Genomic DNA, 26525 nt, shown 5'->3' with positions numbered 1-26525 from the left:
TCGTCCTTGCCCTGGGTGACGAGCTGGGCCATGCCCGGCGTCATGCCGAGCAGTTCGAACAGCGCCTTGAGCGCGGGCAGGTTCCATTCCTTGGGCTGCTCCAGATGTTTGAAGCGGACCAGCTCGTCCATGCCGGTCGCGGCAAGCTGCTGCAGCCCGGTGGCGTCGTATTTCTTGCCCGGGATAGAGAGCACGATGTCGCCGGAGTAGACCAGCGCCGCAATCAGAACACTCACCCATTCCGCCTCCAGACGCGAACCGCCCGGGTTCATGTATTCAAGCCCGTGGTCGTCCTGGATTATCTCGCTGCGGTTGACTACCTGGCCGTGGCCCTTGGCCTTGACGGCATCGAGGATGAACTGGGTGTACTTCGATTTGTAGGGATCGATCTTCTCGCCGTCGAGCAACTCCAGGGCGTCCAGCACGGCGGTTGCTTGCTTAGTGCGGTTCTGCCAGGCGATGGCCCGCAGGGCATCCTGCGCGGCCTGGGCGCGGTTGTTACCGGTAATCAGGACCGAGAAGAACGGATAGTCTGGGGCCTGATTCTCGAAGTTCGGGGCCAGGCAGACACCGGCGATGGTGTTGACCAAATCACGGAAGTTGATGGTTTCATGAGGTGAGACTCCCGACAGATCACGGATGGATTTACCCTTGACCCATTCGGTCATGGACTTGGCGCGGCCCTGGTAGGTAACCTCGAAGGCGTCACTCATGTGCTTCTGCAGCCATTGAACCAACTTCTTCAGGAAGCCGTTGGCTTTCGATTCATAGGTGGCCTTGGCGTGGCCCGATGAGGTGGTTGCAAGGTCCAGGGCAGCCGCGTAGCTCTTCAGCGCGGTCTGGAATTCCTCGTCGGTGCCTTTCAGACGGAAGAAGACCTCGTCACTCACCTTGTCATCCTTGAAGCGCGGCGGATCGTTGGGCTGGATGAAGTAGAGGTAAAAGTCCCGCTGCGGCACGGCGGTGGAACGCTCGTTGGGAGCGCCAAAAAAAAGGTAGCCGGTGCGGGCGGCCTTGTGCTCCTGCCAGACCAGCTCGTGCTGCCAGATCTTATAACCGGTCACATAGGTGGCGTCCTGACATTCCATGACCCGCTTGAGCGCTTCGTAATAAAAACGGTCGAGCTGAGCCTGGCCCAGGCTTTCGGCCCGCTTGTCGATCAGGGCGTCGAAGTCGTCGGTCTTTTTCAGATCGAGATAGAACTGGCGGTTGTCGGCATTGAAGGAAATGAACTGGCCGCTGACCGTTTTGTGGATCTCGCGTAGGACCGTTTCCACATGGGTCTGCAGGTCCTTGTCGGGTTCATCGCTACCGAGCTCGGTGATCAGTGGATCGAACAGGCAGAGGCGGTCGCGTAGTTCCTCGGCAGATGCGCCCATGGGGGCATAGATGTCGCCGGTGGTGAGGCGGTGGACGGACAGTGCATGGATGAGGCGCAGCGCCATCGGCTTGTATTGCTTGCGGGTGATGGCGTTCTCGATGCGGGATTCCAGCACCTGACTGCAATCGATGACCGCCCGGATCTCGGGAATGGCGCGGAACGAAGCGTTCTGCTTGAGCGTGTTCCAGTAGCTGTCGAAGGCGATCAGACCGGGTTCGTCCTGCGGCACGTCCTTGCCCAGGATACCCTTCATGCCCATGGACAAGGTCTTGAGCACCTCGCGTTTTTCCACCACGGTGACCCGTTCGAAGGTGTCGATGTAATCGGGATGCACCGGGAAAAGCCGGACGAACTCATCCATGCGCTCGTTGAGTCCGCCGTAGTATTTGGCAAAGGGCATCAGGTAGTCGCGGATCTTGGCCTGCTGTTCGGCTGTTTTCTTGAGCAGACGCTCGGCCACCACGAATTTCACGTCGCTGCGGGCAATGAGGATCTGTTCGAAGCGGTCCTTCACCCGGCGGATGCTGTCGGCGACAAAGGCGAAACGCGGGCTGTCGAAAATGGCTTCCTGGACACCGGCCATGAAGCGGAAGCGCAGGTCCTTACAGACCTCGCCAACCTCGCGGAGGAAGTTGAGATCGAGAATCAGCTCCTGGTCCTTGCGGGTGCGCAGGTAGTCGAGCAACTCGTCGACCACCAGCAGCAGGCCGTGTCCGGGGAATACCTCGCCGAACTTGGCCATCATGTCTTCGAAGGCCCGCTTGTGGCTGGTGATGGTCCCGGCTTCGGGGAACACATACTCCACGCCGAGTTTTTCGAGATGCTCTTCCAATTCGGCCACCAGGATGTCGCGCAGGGACATGGTGGTGGCTCCGATTTCGGTACGGATAACCTTGAACCGACCGGTGATTTGCCTGGCTACGTCGCGGACACCGTCGTTCTTCAGCCCTTCCAGCAGGGAGGCGTCTGCGGCAAGGCTGGAGACCACCGACATCAAGTGCGACTTACCGGTACCGTAGTTACCGACGACCAGCAGGCCCTTGTTATCGACCGGCTGATCAAACTGCATCTGAGGGATGACAAGCTGCGTGAGCCGTTCCGCCATTTCATCAGAAATGACATAGGTGTTCACCAGGTGATGTGCAGCGCTTGATTTGTCCGCGTCACGCAATTGAACGACCGACTCAATTGGATCAAATTGGATAAGGTCTCCGTATTGCATGCTTGTCCTGCCTCTCTATTATTTTTTTGCCGAATTGATCGTGGCCGTGCCATCCATGCCTACGATCAGTGCATCGACCGATTCATAGCTGCGGTACTCGGGATGGCCGGTTTCGGCGTACAAAAGCCTCTCGGAGGTGATGGTTCCGTTCCACGAAGCTACTACGACCCGATTTCTCGAAATGCCCTGCAGTAACCGCAAGGGGTCCTGCTTGAGGTCCTTATCGAAAAGGATCTCGATATTATCCAGTACCACCGGTGCTTGAGCTTTGTCTGCGATCTGGTCAAGAATTTCCGGCAGCCGCAGTGACCGCTGTTTCGCGGTCAGCTCCAGCAGTTTGCTTGAAAGCGCTAGATTGACGTTGATGACGGATGTCCCAAACCCATCAGCCAAATCCCGAAGAACGCCGGTCTTGCCGGAGCCGGTCTGACCCACCAGCAGTACCAGGCGGTGATACAGACCTTCGGCTGCCTGGAGGGATCGTTTTATCTTGTCGTGTATCGGTCCGGCCATAGTTGCCTCTTGATGCTCGATGTTCAGTATCCGGTTTATCCGCTGCATCGCCAAAGCGGAGCCATTCGTCAACTTCATTTTGTTTGAGCATCAAATAAAAAAAGGTGTGATGGTTAGAATATGACTCTGATTAAGTTATGGAGAATTTTTTATGAAAGAAAAATCAGCTCAAGCTTGATTGACTCGCTACTTGCATTTTTAGTTTGTGCCATGAAAAAACAGAGCCCATTCGATTTTACATTAGCCCCTTGCATTCAAGCTAAATAATTAAAGCCGCTGCAACACGCCGTCCTTCTGCTGATAAGATGTTATAGGTTCGACAGGTAGCCTGGGTATCCATCACTTCCAAGCCGATTCCCAATTTGATCATTGCTTTCATTAATTGAGGATCAGGAAAGCGCAGTGCTGTTCCCGTTCCAAGCAGAATGATCTCTGGCTCAAACGAACGTAAGCACTCAAAATGTGCCACCTTCAATTGCGCTACGCCTTCGACCTGCCAATTTTCGATGATATGGTCTGGCAGCACGATCAGATTATGCTCATAACGCACCAGATTGATGGCGACATAACCTTCTCCATACCCCGAGAAAATATTTAACCCTTCATGCTCTGAAAGATGCAACTTCAATGTAAAACCTCCTGCATATTCATCAATACCCCCCTATTCTTTACATATAGAATATATTTAAAGATTAATTTTTCAGTCTATCGCGTTATAAAACAGGTTGTGCAACAAATTTATAAACAAAATAATTTAAACTGTTTTTTTCCTTCACTTTTTTGCAAAAAAACATAGGTCAGGTAACATTGTATTCCCTTTATTTTTAATCATCTATTCACCATACGGTAGTTTTTCATATTCATCATGCAACCCATCACGAAATCCAGCAAGCTTGCTAACGTCTGTTACGATATCCGAGGTCCTGTTCTTGACCAGGCCAGGCAAATGGAAGAAGAAGGTCATCACATCATCAAACTTAATATCGGCAATCCTGCATCCTTCGGCTTTGAAGCGCCTGAGGAAATCTTACAGGATGTGATCCGCAATCTGTCTGCTGCTTCTGGCTATTGTGATTCAAAAGGTCTATTCGCTGCGCGCAAGGCCATCATGCATTACACTCAGGAAAAACGTATTCCTAATGTGCAAATGGATGACATTTATATTGGCAATGGCGTTTCCGAGCTGATCATGCTTGCCATGCAGGCACTGCTGGAAAACAACGATGAGGTGCTCATTCCTGCACCCGATTATCCCTTGTGGACAGCAGCCGTGTCATTGGCAGGCGGGGTTGCGCGCCATTATATCTGCGATGAGCAGTCTGATTGGTTACCAGATTTAGATGATATTCGTGCTAAAATTACGCCTAAGACGCGCGCTATCGTCATCATCAATCCTAATAATCCAACGGGTGCATTGTATTCGGCCGACTTATTGCTTGAGATTATAGAAATTGCCCGCCAGCATCATCTAATCATTTATGCAGACGAGATCTACGACAAAATACTTTACGATCAGGCAACGCATACCTCAGCCGCTTCACTGGCTGATGATGTATTGTTTGTGACATTCAATGGCCTGTCGAAGAATTACCGGGCAGCCGGATTTCGTTCTGGTTGGGCAGTGGTATCAGGCAATAAACAGCACGCGCATGATTATATTGCAGGTTTAAATATGCTGGCTTCGATGCGCCTATGCGCCAATGTACCCGCCCAATTCGGTATCCAGACTGCATTAGGAGGTTACCAGAGTATTTTTGACCTTACGATGCCAACGGGACGGCTCAAGCGGCAACGCGATCTTGCCTGGAAGCTGTTAAGTGATATTCCGGGGGTTACCTGTTATCGACCGCAATCTGCATTGTATCTATTCCCGCGCCTGGACCCGAAATTTTATCCTATCCAGGATGATGAGCAATTCGTGCTGGATATGTTACTGGAAGAGAAAGTGCTAGTGGTACAAGGAACTGGTTTTAATTGGCCATATCATGATCATTTTCGGGTGGTATTTTTACCCAATAGTGATGATCTGACCGAAGCAATCGGTCGCATCGGTCGCTACTTGGAGCGCTATCGCAAGCGTCATGGCACATACTCTATGTAAATCCCACGGCAGATAGCATTGACTATCCTGACCAGAAGCCATGAGAAATCTGTAATTTATTTATTTTTTAACATTTTTTGCTTATTTTAAAAATTACAACATGAAACCCATTAATGTTGGTTTATTAGGAATCGGTACTGTTGGTAGTGGTACTTATACCGTCCTGAAACGTAACCAGGAAGAAATTGCTCGTCGTGTCGGCCGCAATATTGCGATCCGTATCATTGCTGAGCGCGATATTGAAAAAGCACACCGCTTGGCTGATAACGATACCATTGTGACCGCTGACGCGTTCGAAGTCGTATCAAATCCAGATATCGATATCGTCATCGAATTGATTGGTGGATTGACTGTTGCCAAAGAATTGATACTACAGGCAATTGCCAACGGCAAACATGTGATTACTGCCAATAAAGCGTTACTGGCATCATACGGCGGTGAGATTTTTGCAGCCGCTCAGCAAAAAGGTGTAATCGTTGCCTTTGAAGCTGCAGTTGCTGGCGGCATTCCCATTATCAAAGCGTTGCGGGAAGGATTGGCAGCCAATCGCATAGAATGGATCGCCGGGATTATCAATGGCACCAGTAATTTTATTTTGTCGGAAATGCGCGAGAAGGGGCTGTCTTTTGATACCGTCTTGGCGCATGCGCAAAAACTCGGCTATGCTGAAGCAGACCCGACCTACGATATTGAAGGAATCGATGCGGCACATAAAATAAGCATCATGGCAGCGATCGCTTTTGGCATTCCGGTCAGATATGACAAGGCCTATGTTGAAGGTATTACCCAGCTCAGTAATGATGATATCCGCTATGCCGAAGAACTGGGCTATCGCATTAAACTGCTTGGCATTACCAAGCGGGTGGCACAAGGCATCGAATTACGTGTTCATCCTACGCTCATCCCTGTTAAAAGACTGATTGCCAATGTAGAAGGTGTAATGAACGCGGTGGTTGTCAAAGGCGATGCCGTCGGCCCTACTCTTTACTATGGCGCAGGTGCGGGAGCAGAACCAACGGCCAGCTCGGTCATTGCTGACTTGATTGACGTAGTACGGCTGCTCAATGCTAACCCTGAGCATCGCGTACCTTATCTCGCATTTTTGCCAGAGTTATTGTCAGATACGCCGATCGTTCCGATGGAGAACGTGGAAACAGCATACTATCTTCGCTTGCAGGTGATGGATAAACCTGGCGTTTTGGCTGATATTACACGCATTCTGGCTGATTCAGATATTTCGATCAGTGCCATGGTGCAGAAAGAACACGCTGAGGAAGAAGATAAAGTCAATATCATCATGCTGACTCATACCACGATAGAAAAGAATATCAATAGAGCAATCGATAAAATTGAGAAATTACCTGCCATGGCAGGAAAGGTAGTTCGTATTCGTCTGGAAGAGTTACGCAAATAAGCATGCTACAAATTTGAGCTGACTCAATGGACATGCACTTACTCAATTTCCGCCGCATCTTTTTCCAGGGCGGCTTAGAGTAAAAGCTTATTTCTTCCCCTCTCTCTTATTTCAATCAAAACACTATGCGTTATATCTCAACTCGTGGCGGTATGTCGCCAAGAACTTTTACTGAAATATTACTGAGTGGCCTGGCTCCGGATGGCGGGCTTGCGGTACCTGAAGTTTACCCAAGAATTAGTCCGTCTGAGCTTGAAAGCTGGCGCCAGCTTGATTATCAGGCACTAGCATTTGAAATACTCTCCCGCTTCATGGATGACATTCCCGCAGATGATTTACGCAGCATAATTGCGCACACCTATACAACCGAAGCATTTGGCAGCGCAGACATTACCCCGATTAAAACCCTTGAACCTGGTTTGCACATTTTGTGCTTGTCGAATGGACCAACCCTGGCATTCAAGGATATCGCCATGCAGCTATTGGGAAATCTGTTTGAATATACCCTGACCAAGACGGAAGACAAACTGAACATACTTGGCGCAACCTCCGGTGATACCGGCTCAAGTGCTGAGTATGCCATGCGCGGTAAACATGGTATTCGCGTATTCATGCTGTCTCCACTTGGCAAAATGAGTCGCTTCCAGACTGCGCAAATGTTTTCCTTGCCAGATGAAAATATTTTCAATATTGCCGTTCGCGGTGTCTTTGACGATTGTCAGGATATTGTCAAAGCAGTCAGCAATGATCACACATTCAAGCAAAAATACCATATCGGTACGGTCAATTCGATCAACTGGGCGCGTATCGCCGCCCAGATTGTTTATTATTTCAAAGGATATTTTGCCGTTACCCAGTCCAATGATGAACAAGTATCCTTTTCTGTACCATCAGGAAATTTTGGTAACATTTTCGCAGGCCATGTAGCACGCATGATGGGCCTGCCGATCAAACAGCTCATTCTGGCAACCAATGAAAATGACGTACTGGATGAGTTTTTTCGGACGGGTCTGTATCGGCCGCGCACTACCTCTGAAACACACCACACGAGTAGTCCTTCGATGGATATCTCCAAGGCGTCAAACTTTGAGAGATTTATCTTTGATCTGACAGAGCGCAATGCCATGCGAATTAAGGAATTGTGGCAATCTATCGATAAAGGAAATGCCTTTGATTTATTTGGTACAGCTTTGTGGGTCAAAGCAAAGGATTTTGGCTTTGTATCGGGAACCAGTCATCATGCCGCACGTATTGATACCATCCGCAAGCTCTATCATGAATACAATGTTTTAATTGACACCCATACCGCAGATGGAGTAAAAGTTGGACTTGAATATCGCGAGCCGGGTATTCCGCTCATTTGCCTGGAAACCGCACTACCGGCTAAATTTGCCGAAAGTATCAAGGAAGCTGTAGGATTTGAACCACCCCGGCCTGCAGGTTTAGAAAATCTGGAAGACCTCCCTCAGCACTTTGAGGTCATGGATAAAGATGTGGATGCAATCAAGGCATTTATCTCCCAGAAGATTGGGCAGATTTAATCATCAGGATCACTCTAAATATCGATTCTTTAAACTGCTTCGATAGTTGTCATTGCTCTGCATCTGCTACTTTCATCAGTGGATATTAACTGTTAAGAAACAGAGGAGCTTCAATCATGCGATTCTCAATTAGCCGCTATGATCCTGACAAGGACGATAAACCGTACATGCAGGATTACGACATTGAACTAGAGTCAACTGACAAGATGTTACTGGATGCCTTGATCCGCATCAAGTCAATGGATGACAGTCTCAGCTTGCGCCGCTCTTGCCGGGAAGGCGTATGTGGTTCCGATGCAATGAACATCAATGGCCGTAATGGGTTGGCCTGCATCACGCCTCTTGTCAGTCTGAAAGAACCAGTAGAAATCCGTCCTTTGCCCGGTCTGCCGATTATTCGCGACTTGATCGTGGATATGACACAATTTTTCAAGCAATACCATTCGATCAAGCCTTATTTGATCAACAATGATCCCCCCCCAGAAACCGAGCGGCTGCAATCCCCTGCAGAAAGGGCCGAACTGGATGGGATTTATGAATGTATCCTGTGCGCCTGCTGTTCCACAGCATGCCCCTCATTCTGGTGGAATCCTGACAAATATATCGGCCCTGCCGGTTTGCTGCAGGCTTACCGTTTCCTGGCTGACAGCCGCGATCAGGCAAGCGCTGAGCGGCTGGATCATTTAGAAGATCCCTATCGCCTTTTTCGCTGCCACTCCATCATGAACTGTGTTGATGTTTGTCCGAAAGGGTTACATCCTATGAATGCGATTAGTAAAATAAAAAACTTACTGGTAAAAAGAACGGTATGAAACAGCAAGAACGCCTCCGTTGGCGTTGCCGGCGGGGCTTGCTGGAATTGGATATCATACTGCAGCGCTTTCTAGATAAATACTATGCGCAGCTGGATGAAACGCAGTTAAAAACGTTTGAAACGTTGCTGTCGCTCCCCGATAATGAGCTATGGGATATAATTTCTTCCAAAAAAGAAATAGAAAGTGAGCACTTGAAGCCATTGTTAAAGCTTCTTCAACAAAGTTAAGCAAACTCATGCTGCTTGATATACAAATGCGTGTAGATCCTCTAACCATGGAGATAGATATGTCTGAACAACGTACAGCAACTGTGCTGCTTGGCGAGAATAGAGAACCGATTGAACTTCCGATTGTTTCAGGAAGTATGGGACCAGATACAATTGATATTCGTCCGCTATATGCCAAAAGTGGTATGTTCACCTATGACCCTGGTTTTCTTTCCACTGCCAGCACTAAATCTGCCATCACCTTTATCGATGGCGATAAGGGTATCCTCCTTTATCGTGGTTACCCTATTGAACAACTGGCAGTGCAATGTGATTTCATGGAAGTCTGTTATTTGCTATTGAATGGCGAATTACCCTCTGATGAGCAAAAAACACAGTTTGTTCATGCTATCAAAAGCCATACGATGCTGCATGAACAACTGGTTAAATTTTATACGGGATTCCGGAGAGATGCTCACCCTATGGCGGTCATGGTAGGGGTAGTAGGCGCATTGTCAGCGTTTTATCATGAAGCAATGGATATTTCAGATGCAGTTCATCGAGAGCAATCTGCCTTCCGACTGATTGCCAAACTGCCTACCATTGCAGCAATAGCATATAAATACAATATTGGACAACCCTTCATTTATCCACGCAACGATTTAAGCTATGCAGCAAACTTTCTGCACATGATGTTTGCCACCCCAGCCGAAAATTATGCTCCCAGCTCGGTAATAGTCAAAGCATTAGATCGCATTTTAATTCTCCATGCCGATCATGAGCAAAATGCTTCAACCTCTACTGTTCGTCTGGCAGGCTCTAGCGGCGCAAACCCATTTGCCTGTATTTCTGCAGGTATTGCCTGTTTATGGGGCCCTGCGCACGGTGGTGCAAATGAAGCCTGTCTTAATATGCTGGAAGAAATCGGCGATGTCTCTCGTATCAATGAATATATCAAACGAGCAAAAGACAAAAATGATCCTTTCCGCTTGATGGGATTCGGTCATCGGGTATACAAAAATTTTGATCCGCGGGCAAAACTCATGCGTGAAACCTGCCACGAAGTATTGGATGAAATGGGACTCCACAATAACCGTCTTTTCAAACTCGCATTGGAGCTGGAGAGAGTTGCATTGGAAGATGATTACTTTATTAGTAAAAAGCTTTACCCTAATGTCGATTTTTACTCTGGCATCATCCAGCGCGCCTTGGGCATACCGACTTCCATGTTTACTGCAATTTTTGCGATGGCACGGACGGTAGGCTGGGTTGCGCAATGGAATGAAATGATCGCAGACCCCGATCAAAAAATAGGACGTCCGCGTCAACTTTATATTGGGGCTTCACAAAGAAACGTGCCATCGAAAGAAGATGGTAAATAGTAAGATTACTTTAATTTCTGGAAATGAATCCATTGTACAAAATGTAAAAATCATAAAATTGAGCTGACAGTATTAGAATATAGACCGATCGGCAAATAATATGGATCGTGTCGCAAGCACTTCCAATTCTAATGTGTAAGCATCTTTTTAAATTAAATGAGTCCGGTCATGATGAAACAATCTTTTGAGAACTCAATGTTATTTGGCGCCAATGCTCCTTTCATCGAAGATCTCTATGAAAAGTACCTGCAGAATCCGGACTCAATATCGCCTGAATGGCGTAATTATTTTGATTCTCTGCAACAGACACTGACGATAACCGCCCGAGACATCCCTCATACCCCTATCATTGAATCATTCATGCAGCTTGCCCAACCCCAAAAGGGTATTCCTCCGTCAGCTTGGGATGAGTCTAGGGAACGCAAACAAATAGCTGTTTTGCAGCTTATCAACATGTACCGTTTTCTCGGTGTACGCCTGGCTCAACTTGACCCACTGAGCCGTCAACAAGTACCCGAGGTTCCAGAGCTTAACCCGGCTTTTTATGAATTAAATGAAGCCGATATGGATACCGTTTTTAATACCGGCTCATTGGTAGGCCAAGAGCATGCCACATTGCGGGAAATCTTACAAATACTCCAGCAAACATACTGCGGCACGATTGGCGCAGAATATATGTACATCAATGATTTAAAGCAGAAGCGCTGGATACAGAATCGCCTGGAAGGCCCACGCTCCCAACCTAGCCTTACTGCTGATTACAAACGGCATATCCTGGAGCGCTTGACTGCTGCAGAAAGTCTGGAAAAATACCTTCATGCCCGTTATGTCGGGCAAAAGCGCTTTTCCGGTGAGGGAAACGAAAGTTTGATTCCTTTGCTGGATAAATTGCTGCAGCATGCTGGAGAAATAGGTGTGCAAGAAATCGTTATTGGCATGGCACATCGCGGCAGACTAAATGTACTCGTCAACACGCTAGGTAAAATGCCCTCGGACTTATTTCTTGAATTTGAAGGGAAGAAAGTGCAGACGCTGACTGCTGGTGATGTCAAATATCACCAAGGCTTTTCTTCTGCTGTCATGACACCGGGAAACACCGTCCACCTTGCGCTAGCGTTCAATCCGTCACATCTTGAAATCGTTAATCCTGTGGTGGAAGGCTCTGTTCTTGCCCGCCAGCACCGCTTACAGGATAAAAAAGGCGAGTTAGTCATACCAGTTCTGCTGCATGGTGACGCCGCCTTCTCAGGACAGGGCGTGGTGATGGAAACATTGAATTTGTCGCAGACGCGTGGTTATGGCACAGGGGGCACCGTCCATATCATCATTAATAATCAGATCGGCTTTACTACCTCCGATCCGCGTGACAGCCGCTCCACTCTTTATTGTACCGATGTGGCAAAAATGATCGAAGCCCCTATTTTCCATGTCAATGGTGATGACCCTGATGCTGTTGTCATGGTAACAGAGATGGCCCTGGACTTCCGTATGCAATTTCACAAGGATGTAGTCATCGATTTGGTCTGTTTTCGTAAGCTAGGTCACAATGAGCAAGATGAGCCGATGGTCACCCAGCCCTCAATGTACCGCATCATCAATAAACATCCGGGGACACGCAAGCTTTATGCGGATAAGCTGGAAGCAGCAGGGATCATTAAAGCAACCGAAGCCGAGGCTATGATCAAAGCGTATTATGATGCAATGGATGCAGGACATAATCCCAACAAAACCATCCGCTACGACTATAAATCACCACACTCAGCCAATTGGGTGCCTTTTTTGAATTCTGGCAAATGGAACCAACCCGTAAAAACTGGTGTGCCCCTTGAGGAATTAAAGCACTTTGCGGAGCGGCTAACGGACATTCCGGCAACTTTTGAATTGCATCCCAGGGTTGAAAAGATCATTGCCGATCGGCGTGAAATGGGGAAAGGGAATTTGCCACTCGATTGGGGAATGGCTGAAAATCTGGCTTATGCCTCGCTGTTGAAAGAAGGCTATCCAGTCCGCTTTTCCGGACAAGACAGTGGACGTGGCACATTCTTCCATCGCCACGCAGTATTGCATGATCAGAAACGGGCACATGAGCAATGGGAGAATGGCATCTATGTACCCTTGCGTCATATTGCAACCAAACAACCTGGTTTCACCATTATTGATTCGATGCTCTCAGAAGAAGCCGTTTTAGGTTTTGAGTATGGCTATGCAACGGCGCAGCCGAATGGGCTTGTCATTTGGGAAGCGCAGTTTGGTGACTTTGCCAACGGTGCGCAAGTCGTTATTGACCAGTTTATTACTTCGGGTGAAGCTAAATGGGGACGCTTATGCGGGTTAGTCATGATGCTGCCGCATGGTTATGAAGGACAAGGGCCAGAACATTCGTCAGCCCGGTTGGAGCGATTTTTGCAATTATGCGCAGAATATAATATCCAGGTATGTATTCCTTCCACGCCTGCTCAGATCTTTCATTTGCTGCGACGACAAATGATCCGTCCGATTCGCAAGCCACTTATCATCATGACGCCGAAAAGCATGCTAAGACATAAGGAAGCGGTATCTTCATTAGCAGATCTTGCTCATGGTCAATTTCAAGCGGTTATAGCAGAGACAGAACTTCTCGATGTTGACAAAATAAAACGATTGATCGTCTGTAGCGGAAAAATATATTACGAACTACTTGCCTATCGCCGCAAGCAAGGCATTACCAACATGGCCATCATCCGGTTGGAGCAGCTCTACCCCTTTCCACACCAAGATTTTCAGACAGAAATAGACCGATACCGTAATGCCAAGGAAATCATCTGGTGTCAGGAAGAACCAGGCAACCAAGGCGCCTGGCATCACATTCAGCACTATATCCTTAGGCATAAGCGCCCTGAACAGGTACTTGGTTACGCTTTGCGTCCATCATCAGCATCACCTTCTGTGGGCTATCTGGAGTTGGACCGATTCCAACAGAATCAGCTAGTAGAAGCAGCATTCCGGAATAAAATTTAACAAGGAAAAATTATGTTAATTGAAATCAAAGTACCTCAATTGTCCGAATCAGTTGCTGAAGCCACTTTGATTTCCTGGCATAAGCAGCCGGGTGAACGTATCAGTCGCGGCGATAATCTGGTTGATATTGAAACGGATAAAGTTGTTCTTGAACTACCAGCCCCTCAAGATGGAGTCTTGGCTGAAATCATTAAGACTGATGGCGCTATAGTAAGGGGTGGTGAAGTAATCGCTAAGCTAGAAACAGAAATTCATAAGGCTAAAGATCATTTTGCAACCGAGTCTACTCCTGAAACAAAACCCATTCCAGCCGAGGCGGTAGAAAGCGGGAAAACATTCATACTAAAAGAAACTGAACAGGTGCCACTCAAGCAGCTAATGCCGGCCGCTAAAAAGGTTGCGGAAGAAAACAATCTCAACCCGGATGAAATCAATGCTATCAATGGAACAGGACGCGATGGCCGCATTACTAAGGAAGATATACTGGCTTATATCAAAAACAAGACTATCACTTCTCAAACAAGGATTGAAATGCCTGAGCTACGCGGCATGACAACCCCCGATGTCCGGCCTGAACAACGCGTACCCATGACAAGACTACGCATGCGTATTGCTGAAAGGTTGGTACAATCCCAATCGACAGCAGCTATCCTAACAACATTCAATGAAGTCAACATGCAGGCGATCATGGATTTGCGCACGCGCTACAAAGACATATTTGAAAAAGAGCATGGCGTTAAACTCGGGATCACTTCATTCTTTGTCAAAGCGGTGATTGCCGCACTGAAAAAATTTCCCATTATCAATGCTTCGGTAGACGGCAACGACATTGTTTATCATGGCTATTACGACATCGGTATTGCTGTTGCCAGTCCACGTGGACTGGTCGTACCAATTATCCGTGATGCTGACCAATTATCACAGGCAGAAATAGAAAAGCAGATCGCTGATTTCGCTCAGCGCGCCCAAAATGGTAAATTAACCATGGAGGAATTAACCGGCGGCACCTTTTCGATTACTAATGGCGGTATTTTTGGTTCAATGCTTTCCACCCCTATCATCAATCCGCCGCAAAGTGCCATTCTAGGGATTCATGCAACCAAGCAGCGGCCGGTCGTTGAGAATGGCCAAATCGTCATACGCCCTATCAATTATCTGGCACTCTCTTATGATCACCGCATCATTGATGGCCGTGAAGCCGTTCTCTCTCTCGTCGCCATAAAAGAAGCGCTGGAATATCCAGTTAGTCCGTTATTTGAAAAATGAGCAATCAAATCGAGCTACTCAATAGATGATTTCAACATTTTCTGCTTGAAACAAGGTGGAAAGTGATTCAACCAGGGTTTCATCCAGATGAACACGCCAGCTATTACTCAATTCTATTTCGCAGCTTGCATACCGATTCCGGTAAATGATCGTCACCGGGCAGTAGGAATAAATGTGACTTTCTGCGCCTTTACTTCGGGATATCTCATCAAACTGGTAAGGTGCAAGTAGCGCTTTGAGTCTCGTCGCACTGCCTGGATCAGAGGCTATCGATTCGTCAATCAAAAGCTTTAATTTTTTTGCATAGCACGCGCGAGCACTCGCCAGATCATGAAGTTTGTCAGCAACGATACGAAGCTCGCCATTGTTTCCCATGCTGTTGCTGATAATGACTTCAGCTATCACCAGATGGTCTTCTTTTAACCAGCCGGTATTTGCCTGAAACAATTCGTTATAAACTACCATCTCTGCCCGGGCATGGCCATCATCCAGTACGATGATGGCCATCTTCCCGCGTCGTGTCATCTGGGTACGTACGGAATGAATCATCCCGGCAATCAGCTGTGATTCCTTGCGTGAACCAAGTCGATCCAGCCTGGTCTGGATGAACTGACCAAGCTCTTTCACATGACTTGAGAAAGGATGGCCACTGAAATAAAACCCCAATCCCAACTTCTCATTCTGCAGGATTTCTTTCTCTGACCATTGCAGCACATTGATTAGTGCTGGATGTTGCAAGCAATCTTCATTTTCTCCAAATAAACTAGTCTGATGAATTGATAAGCTGCGTTGCTCAGCAAATTCGATCGCGATACCTACTGACGCTAACAAACCCGCACGGTTACGATCAATACCATCGAATGCACCGACCCGAACAAGCGATTCTATCACACGGCGATTCACCACTCGTCGGTCAACGCGGCAGCAAAAATCGAATAAATCAGTAAATGACCCACCTTGCTTACGCGCTTCGATAATAGCCGAGATAGCCCCCTCTCCTGTACCTTTCACCGCTCCCAGACCATAACGAATGGTCTTTTTATCTACCGGGACAAAATGATATTCGGATAAATTAATATCCGGCGGTAGAATTGTCAGCCGATTGGTCTGGCAATCCTCGTAAAATACATTGATCTTATCAGTATCATTCATTTCTGCCGACAAACACGCGGCCATAAACTCTGCTGGATAGTGTGTTTTAAGGTACGCTGTCTGGAAGGCAATTAAAGCATAAGCGGCTGCATGCGATTTGTTGAAACCATAGCCAGCAAATTTTTCCATCAAATCAAACAGGCTAATCGCATTCTGCTCAGTCAAACCATTTCTGATTGCACCAGCCACAAAAATGTCGCGTTGCTGCGCCATTTCTTCTACCTTTTTCTTACCCATCGCCCGCCGCAGTAAATCAGCGCCACCGAGGCTATAGCCGCCAATCACCTGAGCAATTTGCATCACTTGCTCTTGATAAATCATTACACCATAGGTTGGCCCCAAGATTGGCTCAAGACGGGCATCTAAATACTCGACACGTTTACCATGCTTACGCTCTATGAATTCAGGAATCAGATCCATTGGACCTGGCCGGTACAGTGCTACCAGGGCAATCAGATCTTCGAATCGGTCAGGTTTCGCTTTCTGCAGCAGATCCTTCATACCGCGTGATTCAAACTGAAAAATGCCGACTGCGTTACCTTTTCTCATTAACGCATAGGTCGCAGCATCGTCTAACGGGATATGATTAAGTGAAAAAGGTTGATTCAGTGATGGCACCAACTGTCCAGCCTGTAAGCTAGCATCAGCATTCTTTGTTCCTATTTCAGAGTATCGCCGCCTGATATCATTAACTGCCCTGTCCAAAATAGTCAGGGTGCGCAATCCAAGAAAATCAAACTTTACCAAACCGATTTTTTCGACATCATCCTTATCCAGTTGACTGACCACCGAATCGGCTGAATCTGCACAATATACAGGGCAAAAATCGGTAATCTTGCCAGGCGCAATTAAAACGCCGCCTGCATGCATGCCGACATTGCGCGTTAGTCCTTCCAAGTGCTCAGCCAATTCCAGCAAATTACGTACATCTTCTTCCTCTTGTGCACGTTGCTCCAGTTGCGGCTCAATGGTGCGCGCCTTTTTCAGCGTCATCCCAATCTCGAATGGCACCAGTTTGGCCAATTGATCGACAAAGTTATACGGCAAGTCCAGCACACGACCGACATCCCGCACGACAGCTTTTGCTGCCATTGTGCCAAAGGTTACAATTTGTGAGACACTCTCGGCACCATAGCGCTGCTTCACGTATTCAATAACGCGCTCACGTCTATCCTGACAAAAATCGATATCGAAATCCGGCATGGATACCCGCTCAGGATTCAAGAAACGCTCAAACAGTAAATCGTAGCGCATCGGATCAAGATCAGTAATTCCCAGTGAGTATGCGACCAGAGAACCCGCACCCGACCCTCGCCCCGGCCCTACCGGCACATCATTTTGCTTGGCCCAATTGATAAAATCGGCAACGATTAAGAAATAACCTGCAAATCCCATCTGATTGATGGTATTCACCTCGAAATCCAATCTGGCCTGATACTTTGGCAGCTGCGAAGCATAAACCTCAGCATCCGGGAACAGCACACGCATGCGCTTCTCCAGTCCAATCTCTGCCTGCTCACATAAGTATTGTTCAATACTAACCGCACCTGGCGTGGGGAATAACGGCAAGCAATTAACGCCTAGCTCGAACACGACGGTGCAACGTTTGGCAATTTCCACACTGTTGGCAAGTGCGGCCGGGATATCCGCAAAAAGCGCTCGCATTTCTGCCTGCGTTTTAAAATATTGCTGCTCGGTAAAATGACGAGGGCGCCGACGATCACCCAGCACATACCCTTCGGCAATACATACCCTAGCCTCATGTGCTTTATAGTCCTCAAGTTCCAAAAATTGCACAGGGTGAGTTGCCACGACTGGTAATTGTAGTTTGGAAGCTAGCTGTAGAGAATTGCACACACAGTTTTCCTCATTTGCATATCCGCTGCGCTGCAATTCGATATAAAATCGTCCCGGGAATAAATCAGCCCATTCTTGAGCCAGCGCTTCCGCAGCACTCCAGTTATTTTGCAGCAGATGCCATCCTATTTCACCAAGATGGGCGCCTGACAACAGAATCAAACCATCCGTACCTCCTTCAAGAGGATGAAACCAGGATTTCTTGAATTCAGCCCGGCCACGGTATAAATTCTCCCGGTATGCTCGCGACAACAAACGGCACAATAATAAATAACCAGCATAGGATTGACATAACAATAAGACACGAAATGGCTTATCACGGTTTGTTTCATTGCTGATCCAGATATCGCACCCAACAATGGGTTTGATACCTTTTTTACAAGCGCTTTGATAGAATTTGATCAAACCAAACAGATTAGCGAGATCTGTCAATGCCAATGCTGGCATGCCATCTATCACCGCTTTCTCCAAGGCTTCATCAAGACGAATAATGCTATCGGCGACGGAATACTCGCTATGCAGTCGCAGATGGATAAAGGCAAGGTCAGTCAGCATGGTGCTACAATCAGAAACGAGCTATTCGATCATTCCCTTCGATTACACTTGGGAATTTTCAACTATTAATCGGCGTTGCTGGCATATGCGCACAACGACACATCAATCAAACATTATTTTTCATTTTACACTATGCTAAACACTCCTGAACTTTTACTCCCCGCCGGCTCACTAGAAAAAATGCGTATTGCTTATGCTTATGGTGCCGACGCAATTTACGCTGGTCAACCACGATATTCTCTACGTGCCCGCAACAATGAGTTTTCTCTGGAGCAATTACGCACAGGTATTAGAGAAGCACATGCACTAAACAAGAAATTCTTCGTCACAAGCAACCTGATGCCTCATAACGCTAAGGTAAAAACCTATATGGCTGATATGGCGCCAGTGATTGAGCTCAAACCTGATGCGTTGATTATGGCGGATGCGGGACTCATCATGCTGGTTAGAGAAAAATGGCCAGATATTCCTATTCATCTTTCTGTTCAAGCCAATACTGTCAATTACGCAGCGGTGAAATTCTGGCAGAAAATTGGATTAACACGTGTCATTTTATCACGTGAGCTCTCACTAGACGAAATTGCGGAGATTCGTCAACTTTGCCCAGATATGGAACTTGAAGTATTTGTTCACGGTGCCTTATGCATCGCCTACTCAGGACGGTGCCTGTTATCGGGTTATTTTAATCACCGTGATCCCAATCAGGGTACCTGCACCAATTCCTGCCGATGGGACTATAAAGTCAGATCAGCCGAGGAAAATGCAAGCGGTGACATCCAACCTTTACAGAAAATTGACTTCGACTTTAACCAAGCATTATTGCAACAATCTACTACAAATGATGCGATCAAACGGCACCCTGCAGCAGATCATGTTTATCTGATTGAGGAAGGAGAACGCCCAGGTCAGCTGATGCCCATCATGGAAGATGAACATGGTACGTATATCATGAATTCCAAAGATCTGCGCGCGATAGAACATATCGAGCGGCTCGTCAAAATAGGTATAGATTCTCTCAAGATCGAAGGACGAACTAAATCAGCCTATTATGTAGCGCGCACTGCCCAAGTCTACCGCAGAGCGATTGATGATGCGGTGGCAAATCGCCCTTTCGATCCTACACTGCTTGGTCAATTGGAAGGACTAGCCAATCGTGGCTATACGGATGGTTTTTATCAGCGTCATCACAGCAACGAAACCCAAAATTATCTGCGCGGCCATTCGGAATCAAATCGCAGTCAGTATGTGGGAGATATAACGGCTATCGATGAAATCAGTGGCATGGCTGAAGTTCTGGTAAAGAATCGCTTTGAAATTGGTGACCGTTTGGAAATTATCCACCCCTCTGGTAATCAAGTGATTGAACTTGAACACATGCAGAACCTTGATGGTATGACAATTCATGTCGCACCGGGTAGTGGTCACCGCGTTAGAATTCCTCTAAAAGGAAATATCGAGAAAGCCTTTGTAGCTAGATTTTTATCTTGATACAAAAAAATCTTCTAGAGAAAACAATTACAAATGCTCACACCGACTTAAAAAAACTGAAGATACGTTGAGGAAGCCAGCTAAGCTGACCTGGGAAAGTTCCCTGCATGAATCCGACATGTCCACCTTGCTCAGGGAACTCAAGCCTTACCATGGAGGAGACCTTTTCCCGTACCGGCAATACATGAGCCGGCATGAATGGATCATTGCGCGCATTGATAACCAGCGTGGGAGTCTGGATATGCTGAAGCCAAGGCTTACTGCTGCATTTACTCCAATACTCATCCGTATTACGAAAGCCATGTAATGGCGCTGTGACGTGGTTATCGAATTCATATAGTGTGACAGAAGCAGCAACCGCCTGCACATTGAGTAAACCTGGAAAGTGTTTATGTTTTTCTAATGCTTTACGCTTTAAAGAACTCAGAAAATGACGGGTATAGAACTGGTTAAAACCTGAAGAATCAAGCGTCTTCCCAGCAGCAGCCAAGTCAAGTGGAGCAGAAACAGCAGCAGCAGCTGTAATCAATTTGCTTGCTTGCTCACCTTGTTCGCCCAGCCATTTTAATAAAGCATTCCCTCCGAGTGAAATACCGATCACATAAAACGGCATGCCTGATTTCTGCAATTCATATTGATGCGCTACTCGGTGCAGCATCCAATCTATTTCCATTGAATCACCCGCATGATAAGCACGCGGCAAACGATTAGGTTGCCCAGAGCAGCCACGGAAATGAATAACTGCCCCACGCCAATTCTGTTCTCGCAACTGATTCATGATACTGAGTGCATAATGACTGCGTGAACTACCTTCAAGCCCATGGAACATGACTACTAATGGTTTATCCAACGGACCTTCAAGCCAATCGACATCGACAAAATCACCATCATCAAGCTCCCAGCGCTCACGTTGAAAGGTCACTTGGGGCGAGGGATTTAGAAAATAAGGATAAATGGTCTGTGCATTCCCACCTGGCAACCATTTGGGAGCAATATAATTAAATTTAGAGTTCATTCAGTTTCGGATATTCGTAAATCAATATCATGTCCATTCAGCAGTAGGTTTTCAAACATACAAACATAATCAACAGGTAAAAGGTGGATAATTAAGCTATGAAAGAATATAAATAATCCAGAATTATATATTTCTGATCATACTGACCAAAATAATTTATAACCTTCAATATGACGAAACAATCCATTATTTTAAACTTATGTTTGAACCCATGCGGTATTTCAGTTAGAATTCTTCAATTCTAGGCGCGTAGCTCAGCTGGTTAGAGCATCACCTTGACATGGTGGGGGTCGTTGGTTCGAGTCCAATCGTGCCTACCAGAATCCAAATAAAACGGCAAATTGCAGAATCTGTTATTTGCCGTTTTATTTTTCCGTGAATTCAAATCCAGCAGAATATTCTATTTTTTAACATTTTCCCAATAAAAAAACCACAAAAGCTGCTTGCTAAATCCTTGTGGTGTTTCTATAACGCGCTCCTTTCAACCTCTTTCTTGATACTACCGCCAGAATTAAAATAATAAATTATATCGAACGTCACGCGAATTTCTGCAGACTGTGCCATGTTGCAATCTTCACTATCACCACATACAGTATTATGTTTCCTTATCCTCGTTCCCCTCTACATATTTTGCCAACAACAATCCTTGCAGAACAACAAAAGCCAGCATCAGACCCATAAACCCGAATAGCTTGAAATTGACCCAGGTTTCAGTAGAGTAATTGTAAGCCACGTGGAGATTGGCAGCACCCATTGATGCAAAAAAAGCTGCCCAGCTGGTATTGAGGCGATTCCATATCTGTTCGGGTAATTTGATCTGCTCTCTCATCATGGTACGAATCAAATTCTTCTTAAAAATCACATGCGCTAGAAACAACGCGATGGCAAACAGCCAGTAAAGTACTGACGGTTTCCATTTGATGAAAGTCTCATCTTGCAGGATCAGGGTTGCACTGCCGAAGATGGCAATAATCACGAGGCTCATCCACAGCATGGTATCGACTTTATGGTAACGGAGCCATACCCATCCGATTTGTGCAAAAGTGGCAGCAATGGCTACCGCAGTTGCAGCGTAAATGCCATGAACCTTAAAAGTAATAAAAAACAGGATTACCGGAAAGAGATCAAAAAGAAACTTCATAAAATAATGCTAGTAACGTCTTTGATAAAATAATTATCGTGATATTTATAGTGCCTTTAAGAACTCAACCTCTAGTCAACAATTTCTATTTCTGAAACAAATGACATAGAGCTCAATCCAAAAAGATTTCTCACTGAGAATCGTTCACTATAGTGTATTTTTACCATTGCCGCTATTCTCAGACTTCTGATAGCAAAATCAAATAATTCTGGATCATCCATAACAAAATGACGAAATTTACTTCCACCACTGCCAATTTGTATTGTCATGAAATAACTTCTAAGTAAATTTTTATTTTCGATTACATTAACTATTCTACCAAACTCAATACCACGGGAAATTTCGGGATCAGTCGTATTGATATCGCCAATTAAATGCGTTTGTTCCAATGCCTGGTTTTCAATTACTGGGTAAACTGCCACTAATTCGTTAGCTGCAGAACAAGAAAGTAGCGCATTTTTTTTGGGTGCTTTGAATTCAAGCACTACATTACTGCCGATAAGATTTTCAATCTCTTCATAACGGTCTTTTTCAAAACAAAACTGCCATGGGTTAGAAACTAAATCAGGAGGCTGATTGCCAAAACTGATAAAAGTGACGCTGTCATGGCCAAGTAATACTTCACCAGTAAAGGCGCTGCTAAAAGTTCTTTCAAGACTTACTTTACTCAATCGCCCAGAAACATAACCTTTCGTATCAATAATTAGCAAGCTTGCGAAAACCGATTCAGAGATCAGAATCAGAACCCATAACAAAAGAAAAGGACTGATCGTGAGAAAATTACATTTTTTCATCAAAACTTTTCGCAAAACGGATGCAATTAATTTTTATCGAGATTTATGTTAATTACCGCAAACAATTACTTTTATCTTGTCATAGTAGATTGTTTCAGCTTAACTAGCCAGTTAATTACTTATTCAACCATATGTGTGAAATTCATCAGGAGAAGCAGCCTTATGATTAAATACCGTCCACAAGAAAACTATCAAGGATACTCACATTTTCCTCGCAATCAGCCCTTCCTCACCCGCTGTCGGTAGGTCTCGAATAAGCAGATTCCTGCACTCACCGATACATTCAAGCTTTCAACACTGCCGACCATCGGAATGCGCACCAACTGATCACAAGTTTCTCTTGTCAAGCGGCGCATACCTTCATGCTCTGCACCCAATACCCAAGCAACAGGACCATCAAGTGTTATAGTTTCAAGACTATGGGTAGCATCAGCTGCAGTACCAATAATCCAGATACTTTGCTGCTTAAGTTCACGCAAGGTTCTAGCTAAGTTAGTGACAGTGACAAAAGGAACAGTGTCGGCAGCGCCGCTAGCAACCTTATGCACTGTGGCTGTCAGCCCTACCGAGCGATCCTTGGGCGCGATGACAGCATGAACACCCAATGCATCAGCAACACGCAGGCATGCTCCCAAATTGTGAGGATCCTTGATACCATCCAGTATCAGGAGTAAAGCAGGTTCATGCAGCGTCTCCAGAACATCTTCAATAGTTATATGACGTTGAATTAAAGTAATATTCGCCACTACACCTTGGTGATGAACTGTACCTGCCATTCTGGCAAGCCGCGCATTATCGCAAGGTATCAAACGAATATTTTTGATTTCAGCAAATTTGAATAGATCACGCGCGCGTTGATCATGCCGAGCCGAGTCTAAATAAATTTCTTGAATACTGCCCGGGTTTTGTCGCAAACAGCTCATAATCGCATGAAACCCAAAAATATACCGCATTTGAGACATGTCGTTAGATAACTAAGATTATTGTAAAAATTATATACAAGTCAAGTTAATGAATTAAAAGGATCTTATGCTTCTATTTAGAAGTCTGTGAAATCTACAGTCGTCATGCCCCTGATTATCAGGAACATATATCTACGATTTTTCCCAAACTCTTAAGCAAGAACAAAGTCTATTTTGCGAGTCTGCAGGTCAACTCGTACAAGTTTGACTTGTAGACGATCGCCCAAACGGTATTTTTTCCCACTCCGCTCACCATACAACATATGTTTAGTGCTATCAAAATGGAAATAATCGGTAGGTAGCTCTGAAATATGGACTAACCCTTCCACATAAATTTGATCCAATGCCACAAACAATCCAAACGCGGTAACCCCACTGATAACACCATCAAAGCATTCGCCTATTTTATCCTGTATATAGAAACACTTAAGCCATGACTCAACATCACGTGTTGCCTCATCGGCACGTCGCTCCGTCATTGAACAATGCTTGCCTAGCTCGTGCCAATCTTTGCCAGACGGAGAATAGATATTTCCATTTAGCACTGCTTTGATAGCGCGATGCACCAATAAATCAGGATAACGCCGAATTGGTGAAGTAAAATGAGTATACGCTTCATAAGCCAATCCAAAGTGGCCGATATTCTCAGGACTGTATATCGCCTGCCGTAACGATCTTAGCATGACAGTTTGTAATAATTGCGCATCAGATCTGTCATTAATTTTAGTTAAAGTCTTAGCATAATCTTTCGCATGTGGCTGGCTGCCTCCGCTCAGTTGCAAACCAAATTCCTTAAGAAAATCGCGCAGTGACTCTAGTTTTTCCGATGTCGGACCTTCATGAATACGATATAACACTGGTTGCCTATGTTTCTGTAAAAAATCTGAAGCACACACATTAGCTGCTAGCATGCATTCTTCTATCAGACAGTGCGCAATGTTGCGTTGTAGTGGGAGTATCTGCTCAATCTTGCCTTGATTATTAAAGATCATTTGCGTTTCAATTGTGTCAAAATCAATGGCACCACGTTTTTTGCGAGCTTTGTGTAAACCTTTGTATACCTTATAGAGTAGCTGGATGTGCGGAAGTAACTCAGCATATTGCTTCGTATTGATTTCTTTGGGATTTTCCACCATCGATGCAACTTCACTATATGTCAGTCGAGCATGAGAATGCATGACTGCCGGATAAAATTGATAGTCTAGAAATTCGCCATTGATAGCTAATTGTATTTCACACACCATGCATAGACGATCGGCTAACGGATTAAGTGAGCACAATCCATTAGAAAGTACTTCTGGTAACATCGGTATGACTCGTCGCGGAAAGTACACTGAATTGCCTCGCTCAAAAGCTTCTTTATCGAGTGCATCGTTGTCATAAACATAGTGGCTGACATCAGCGATAGCTACATATAATCGATAGTCTTTTCCGTCACGTTCACAGTAAACTGCATCATCAAAATCGCGTGCTGTTTCGCCATCAATTGTAACTAGGGGTAAATGACGAATATCTTTTCGCTTGGCGAGTTCTTTCTTCAGCACTTTTTTGGGAAACTTGGCAGAGATTTTCTTTACTTCTGATGAAAACTCATAAGGCAAATCGTGTTTACGCAACGCGATCTCGATTTCCATGCCGGGTGAGGTGTACTCGCCTAGAATTTCAATAATATGACCAATAGGTTGAGTATGACCGTCAGGTTGCTGAATAATTTTGGCCATTACAACCTGTCCGGTCTTGGCTTTCATCGTTGCTTCCCGAGGAATCAGAATCTCTTGGCTAATACGCTTATTTTCAGCAATTACGAAGAAAATACCATGTTCGGCATAAAATCTTCCAATTAACTGGGTATTGGCACGTTCCAGTACTTCAACAATTTTACATTCACGACGACCGCGGCGATCCATCCCAATTTCACGGGCGATAACACGATCGCCATCAAGCACCATATGCATTTCTTTGGGACCGAGATATAAATCAGGACTACCATCATCAGCAATTAAGAAACCATAACCATCACTATGACCCTGCACCTTTCCTCTAATCAGTTCGAGTTTCTCGATAACACAAATGTCCCCTTTGCGATTACGCATGATCTGACCTGCACGGATCATTGCAGATAATCTGCGATTGAAAAACTCAGTTTCTTTAGCAGTTATCGACAATAATTTTCGTAAGATTTTTTCACTTACAGGTATGCCTTGCTCTTCAAGAATTTTTAGTATGAATTCTCGGCTTGGCAAAGCAGTACCATATCGCTCACTTTCACGTGCAATAAATGGATCAAGTTTACGCAGCTGATACTTTTTACTTTTTTTATTGGTTGACAAAACAATGATTTCCTATAGAATCACGGGTTCTTCGAGTATCAAAACTGAAAATCAGGATATAGATTTTGCCCAGATGGCGGAATTGGTAGACGCGCATGGTTCAGGTCCATGTGCCTTCGGGTGTGGAGGTTCGAGTCCTCTTCTGGGCACCAAATTGCCATCATAACATGATGTATGATATAGCAATAATTTTTCAGAAGATTTCTATATCAACGCGTACTAGACCATAAATTTCCCAAGTACATTTTGCTTAATATTTAAGCAGTTAATTAGTCGATCCTGAAAAACTGCCTCAATGACCATCTTGGATCAGCAGTTTCAAAAGGCAGTGTACTAATAAAGCCAAAATCGAGCAGTTTGGTTCTCTTCCATCAAATAATTTGTGTGGTTTGC

18 protein-coding genes and 2 tRNA genes are annotated in these 26525 nt (G+C 45.7%); 11 read left to right on the top strand and 9 right to left on the bottom strand.

The window, feature by feature from the left end:
* The 3 genes from J5I83_RS11620 to J5I83_RS11610 form a co-directional block, all read right to left on the bottom strand.
* Positions 1-2603 (bottom strand): DUF6079 family protein (locus J5I83_RS11620; RefSeq protein ID WP_304056214.1); only part of this gene is annotated, 2603 nt, incomplete at its 3' end.
* Positions 2604-2621: 18 nt separating this feature from the next.
* The gene (gene brxF / locus J5I83_RS11615) at positions 2622-3194 is read right to left on the bottom strand and encodes a BREX-3 system P-loop-containing protein BrxF (RefSeq protein WP_304056212.1); all 573 of its coding nucleotides are present in this window, start codon (positions 3192-3194) and stop codon (positions 2622-2624) included.
* Between the two features lie 181 nt (positions 3195-3375).
* A complete protein-coding gene (locus tag J5I83_RS11610; RefSeq protein WP_304056210.1) occupies positions 3376-3744 on the bottom strand; it encodes an Mth938-like domain-containing protein in 369 nt (122 codons plus the stop codon).
* A 237-nt stretch (positions 3745-3981) separates the two neighbouring features.
* On the opposite strand from J5I83_RS11610, the gene J5I83_RS11605 reads away from it, so the two are divergent.
* The 8 genes from J5I83_RS11605 (at position 3982) to odhB (ending at position 14838) form a co-directional block, all read left to right on the top strand.
* Entirely contained in the window at positions 3982-5217 is a 1236-nt protein-coding gene (locus tag J5I83_RS11605; RefSeq protein ID WP_304056207.1) for a pyridoxal phosphate-dependent aminotransferase, read from the top strand.
* A 100-nt stretch (positions 5218-5317) separates the two neighbouring features.
* Entirely contained in the window at positions 5318-6631 is a 1314-nt protein-coding gene (locus J5I83_RS11600; protein WP_304056205.1) for a homoserine dehydrogenase, read from the top strand.
* Between the two features lie 125 nt (positions 6632-6756).
* Positions 6757-8172 carry a threonine synthase gene (thrC, locus tag J5I83_RS11595; RefSeq protein ID WP_304056203.1) on the top strand — a complete coding sequence of 472 codons (1416 nt, stop codon included), beginning with the start codon at positions 6757-6759 and terminating at the stop codon, positions 8170-8172.
* A gap of 116 nt (positions 8173-8288) precedes the next feature.
* Positions 8289-8984: a succinate dehydrogenase iron-sulfur subunit gene (locus J5I83_RS11590; RefSeq protein WP_304056200.1), complete on the top strand. Its 696-nt coding sequence runs from the start codon at positions 8289-8291 to the stop codon at positions 8982-8984.
* On the top strand, positions 8981-9214 hold the full coding sequence (locus J5I83_RS11585; protein WP_304056199.1) for a succinate dehydrogenase assembly factor 2: 234 nt from the start codon (positions 8981-8983) through the stop codon (positions 9212-9214). The genes J5I83_RS11590 and J5I83_RS11585 overlap by 4 nt, the downstream gene beginning before the upstream one ends.
* Before the next feature lie 59 nt (positions 9215-9273).
* Positions 9274-10575 carry a citrate synthase gene (gene gltA / locus J5I83_RS11580; protein ID WP_304056197.1) on the top strand — a complete coding sequence of 434 codons (1302 nt, stop codon included), beginning with the start codon at positions 9274-9276 and terminating at the stop codon, positions 10573-10575.
* Between the two features lie 168 nt (positions 10576-10743).
* A complete protein-coding gene (locus J5I83_RS11575) occupies positions 10744-13572 on the top strand; it encodes a 2-oxoglutarate dehydrogenase E1 component (protein ID WP_304056196.1) in 2829 nt (942 codons plus the stop codon).
* Between the two features lie 12 nt (positions 13573-13584).
* Positions 13585-14838 carry a 2-oxoglutarate dehydrogenase complex dihydrolipoyllysine-residue succinyltransferase gene (odhB, locus tag J5I83_RS11570; RefSeq protein WP_304056195.1) on the top strand — a complete coding sequence of 418 codons (1254 nt, stop codon included), beginning with the start codon at positions 13585-13587 and terminating at the stop codon, positions 14836-14838.
* Between the two features lie 18 nt (positions 14839-14856).
* Here the strand turns inward: odhB and dnaE are convergent, their stop codons facing one another.
* A complete protein-coding gene (gene dnaE, locus J5I83_RS11565) occupies positions 14857-18402 on the bottom strand; it encodes a DNA polymerase III subunit alpha (protein ID WP_304056194.1) in 3546 nt (1181 codons plus the stop codon).
* A gap of 132 nt (positions 18403-18534) precedes the next feature.
* On the opposite strand from dnaE, the gene yegQ reads away from it, so the two are divergent.
* Positions 18535-19890, top strand: coding sequence for a tRNA 5-hydroxyuridine modification protein YegQ (yegQ, locus tag J5I83_RS11560; protein WP_304056192.1), 1356 nt, complete (start codon positions 18535-18537; stop codon positions 19888-19890).
* Between the two features lie 37 nt (positions 19891-19927).
* Here yegQ and J5I83_RS11555 read toward each other — a convergent pair whose 3' ends face one another.
* Positions 19928-20905, bottom strand: coding sequence for a hydrolase (locus J5I83_RS11555; RefSeq protein ID WP_304056191.1), 978 nt, complete (start codon positions 20903-20905; stop codon positions 19928-19930).
* Positions 20906-21148: 243 nt separating this feature from the next.
* On the opposite strand from J5I83_RS11555, the gene J5I83_RS11550 reads away from it, so the two are divergent.
* Positions 21149-21225 (top strand) — tRNA-Val (locus tag J5I83_RS11550).
* Between the two features lie 275 nt (positions 21226-21500).
* Here J5I83_RS11550 and J5I83_RS11545 read toward each other — a convergent pair.
* The 4 genes from J5I83_RS11545 to rnr all read right to left on the bottom strand — a co-directional run bounded on the left by J5I83_RS11545 (position 21501) and on the right by rnr (position 26132).
* Positions 21501-22046 carry a septation protein A gene (locus J5I83_RS11545; protein ID WP_304056190.1) on the bottom strand — a complete coding sequence of 182 codons (546 nt, stop codon included), beginning with the start codon at positions 22044-22046 and terminating at the stop codon, positions 21501-21503.
* A 71-nt stretch (positions 22047-22117) separates the two neighbouring features.
* Positions 22118-22840 carry a hypothetical protein gene (locus J5I83_RS11540; RefSeq protein ID WP_304056188.1) on the bottom strand — a complete coding sequence of 241 codons (723 nt, stop codon included), beginning with the start codon at positions 22838-22840 and terminating at the stop codon, positions 22118-22120.
* A 218-nt stretch (positions 22841-23058) separates the two neighbouring features.
* Positions 23059-23802 (bottom strand): 23S rRNA (guanosine(2251)-2'-O)-methyltransferase RlmB, encoded by a 744-nt coding sequence (gene rlmB, locus J5I83_RS11535; protein ID WP_304056185.1) that lies wholly within the window; start codon positions 23800-23802, stop codon positions 23059-23061.
* Between the two features lie 152 nt (positions 23803-23954).
* On the bottom strand, positions 23955-26132 hold the full coding sequence (rnr, locus tag J5I83_RS11530) for a ribonuclease R (protein WP_304056184.1): 2178 nt from the start codon (positions 26130-26132) through the stop codon (positions 23955-23957).
* A gap of 67 nt (positions 26133-26199) precedes the next feature.
* Between rnr and J5I83_RS11525 the strand changes: the two genes are divergently transcribed.
* Positions 26200-26284: transfer RNA gene (locus tag J5I83_RS11525), tRNA-Leu, on the top strand.
* Positions 26285-26525: the final 241 nt, after the last annotated feature.

This window comes from Nitrosomonas communis (genome assembly GCF_024102715.1).
GTDB classification, from domain to species: domain Bacteria; phylum Pseudomonadota; class Gammaproteobacteria; order Burkholderiales; family Nitrosomonadaceae; genus Nitrosomonas; species Nitrosomonas communis_B.
This window is presented reverse-complemented; position numbering and strand designations above follow the sequence as displayed.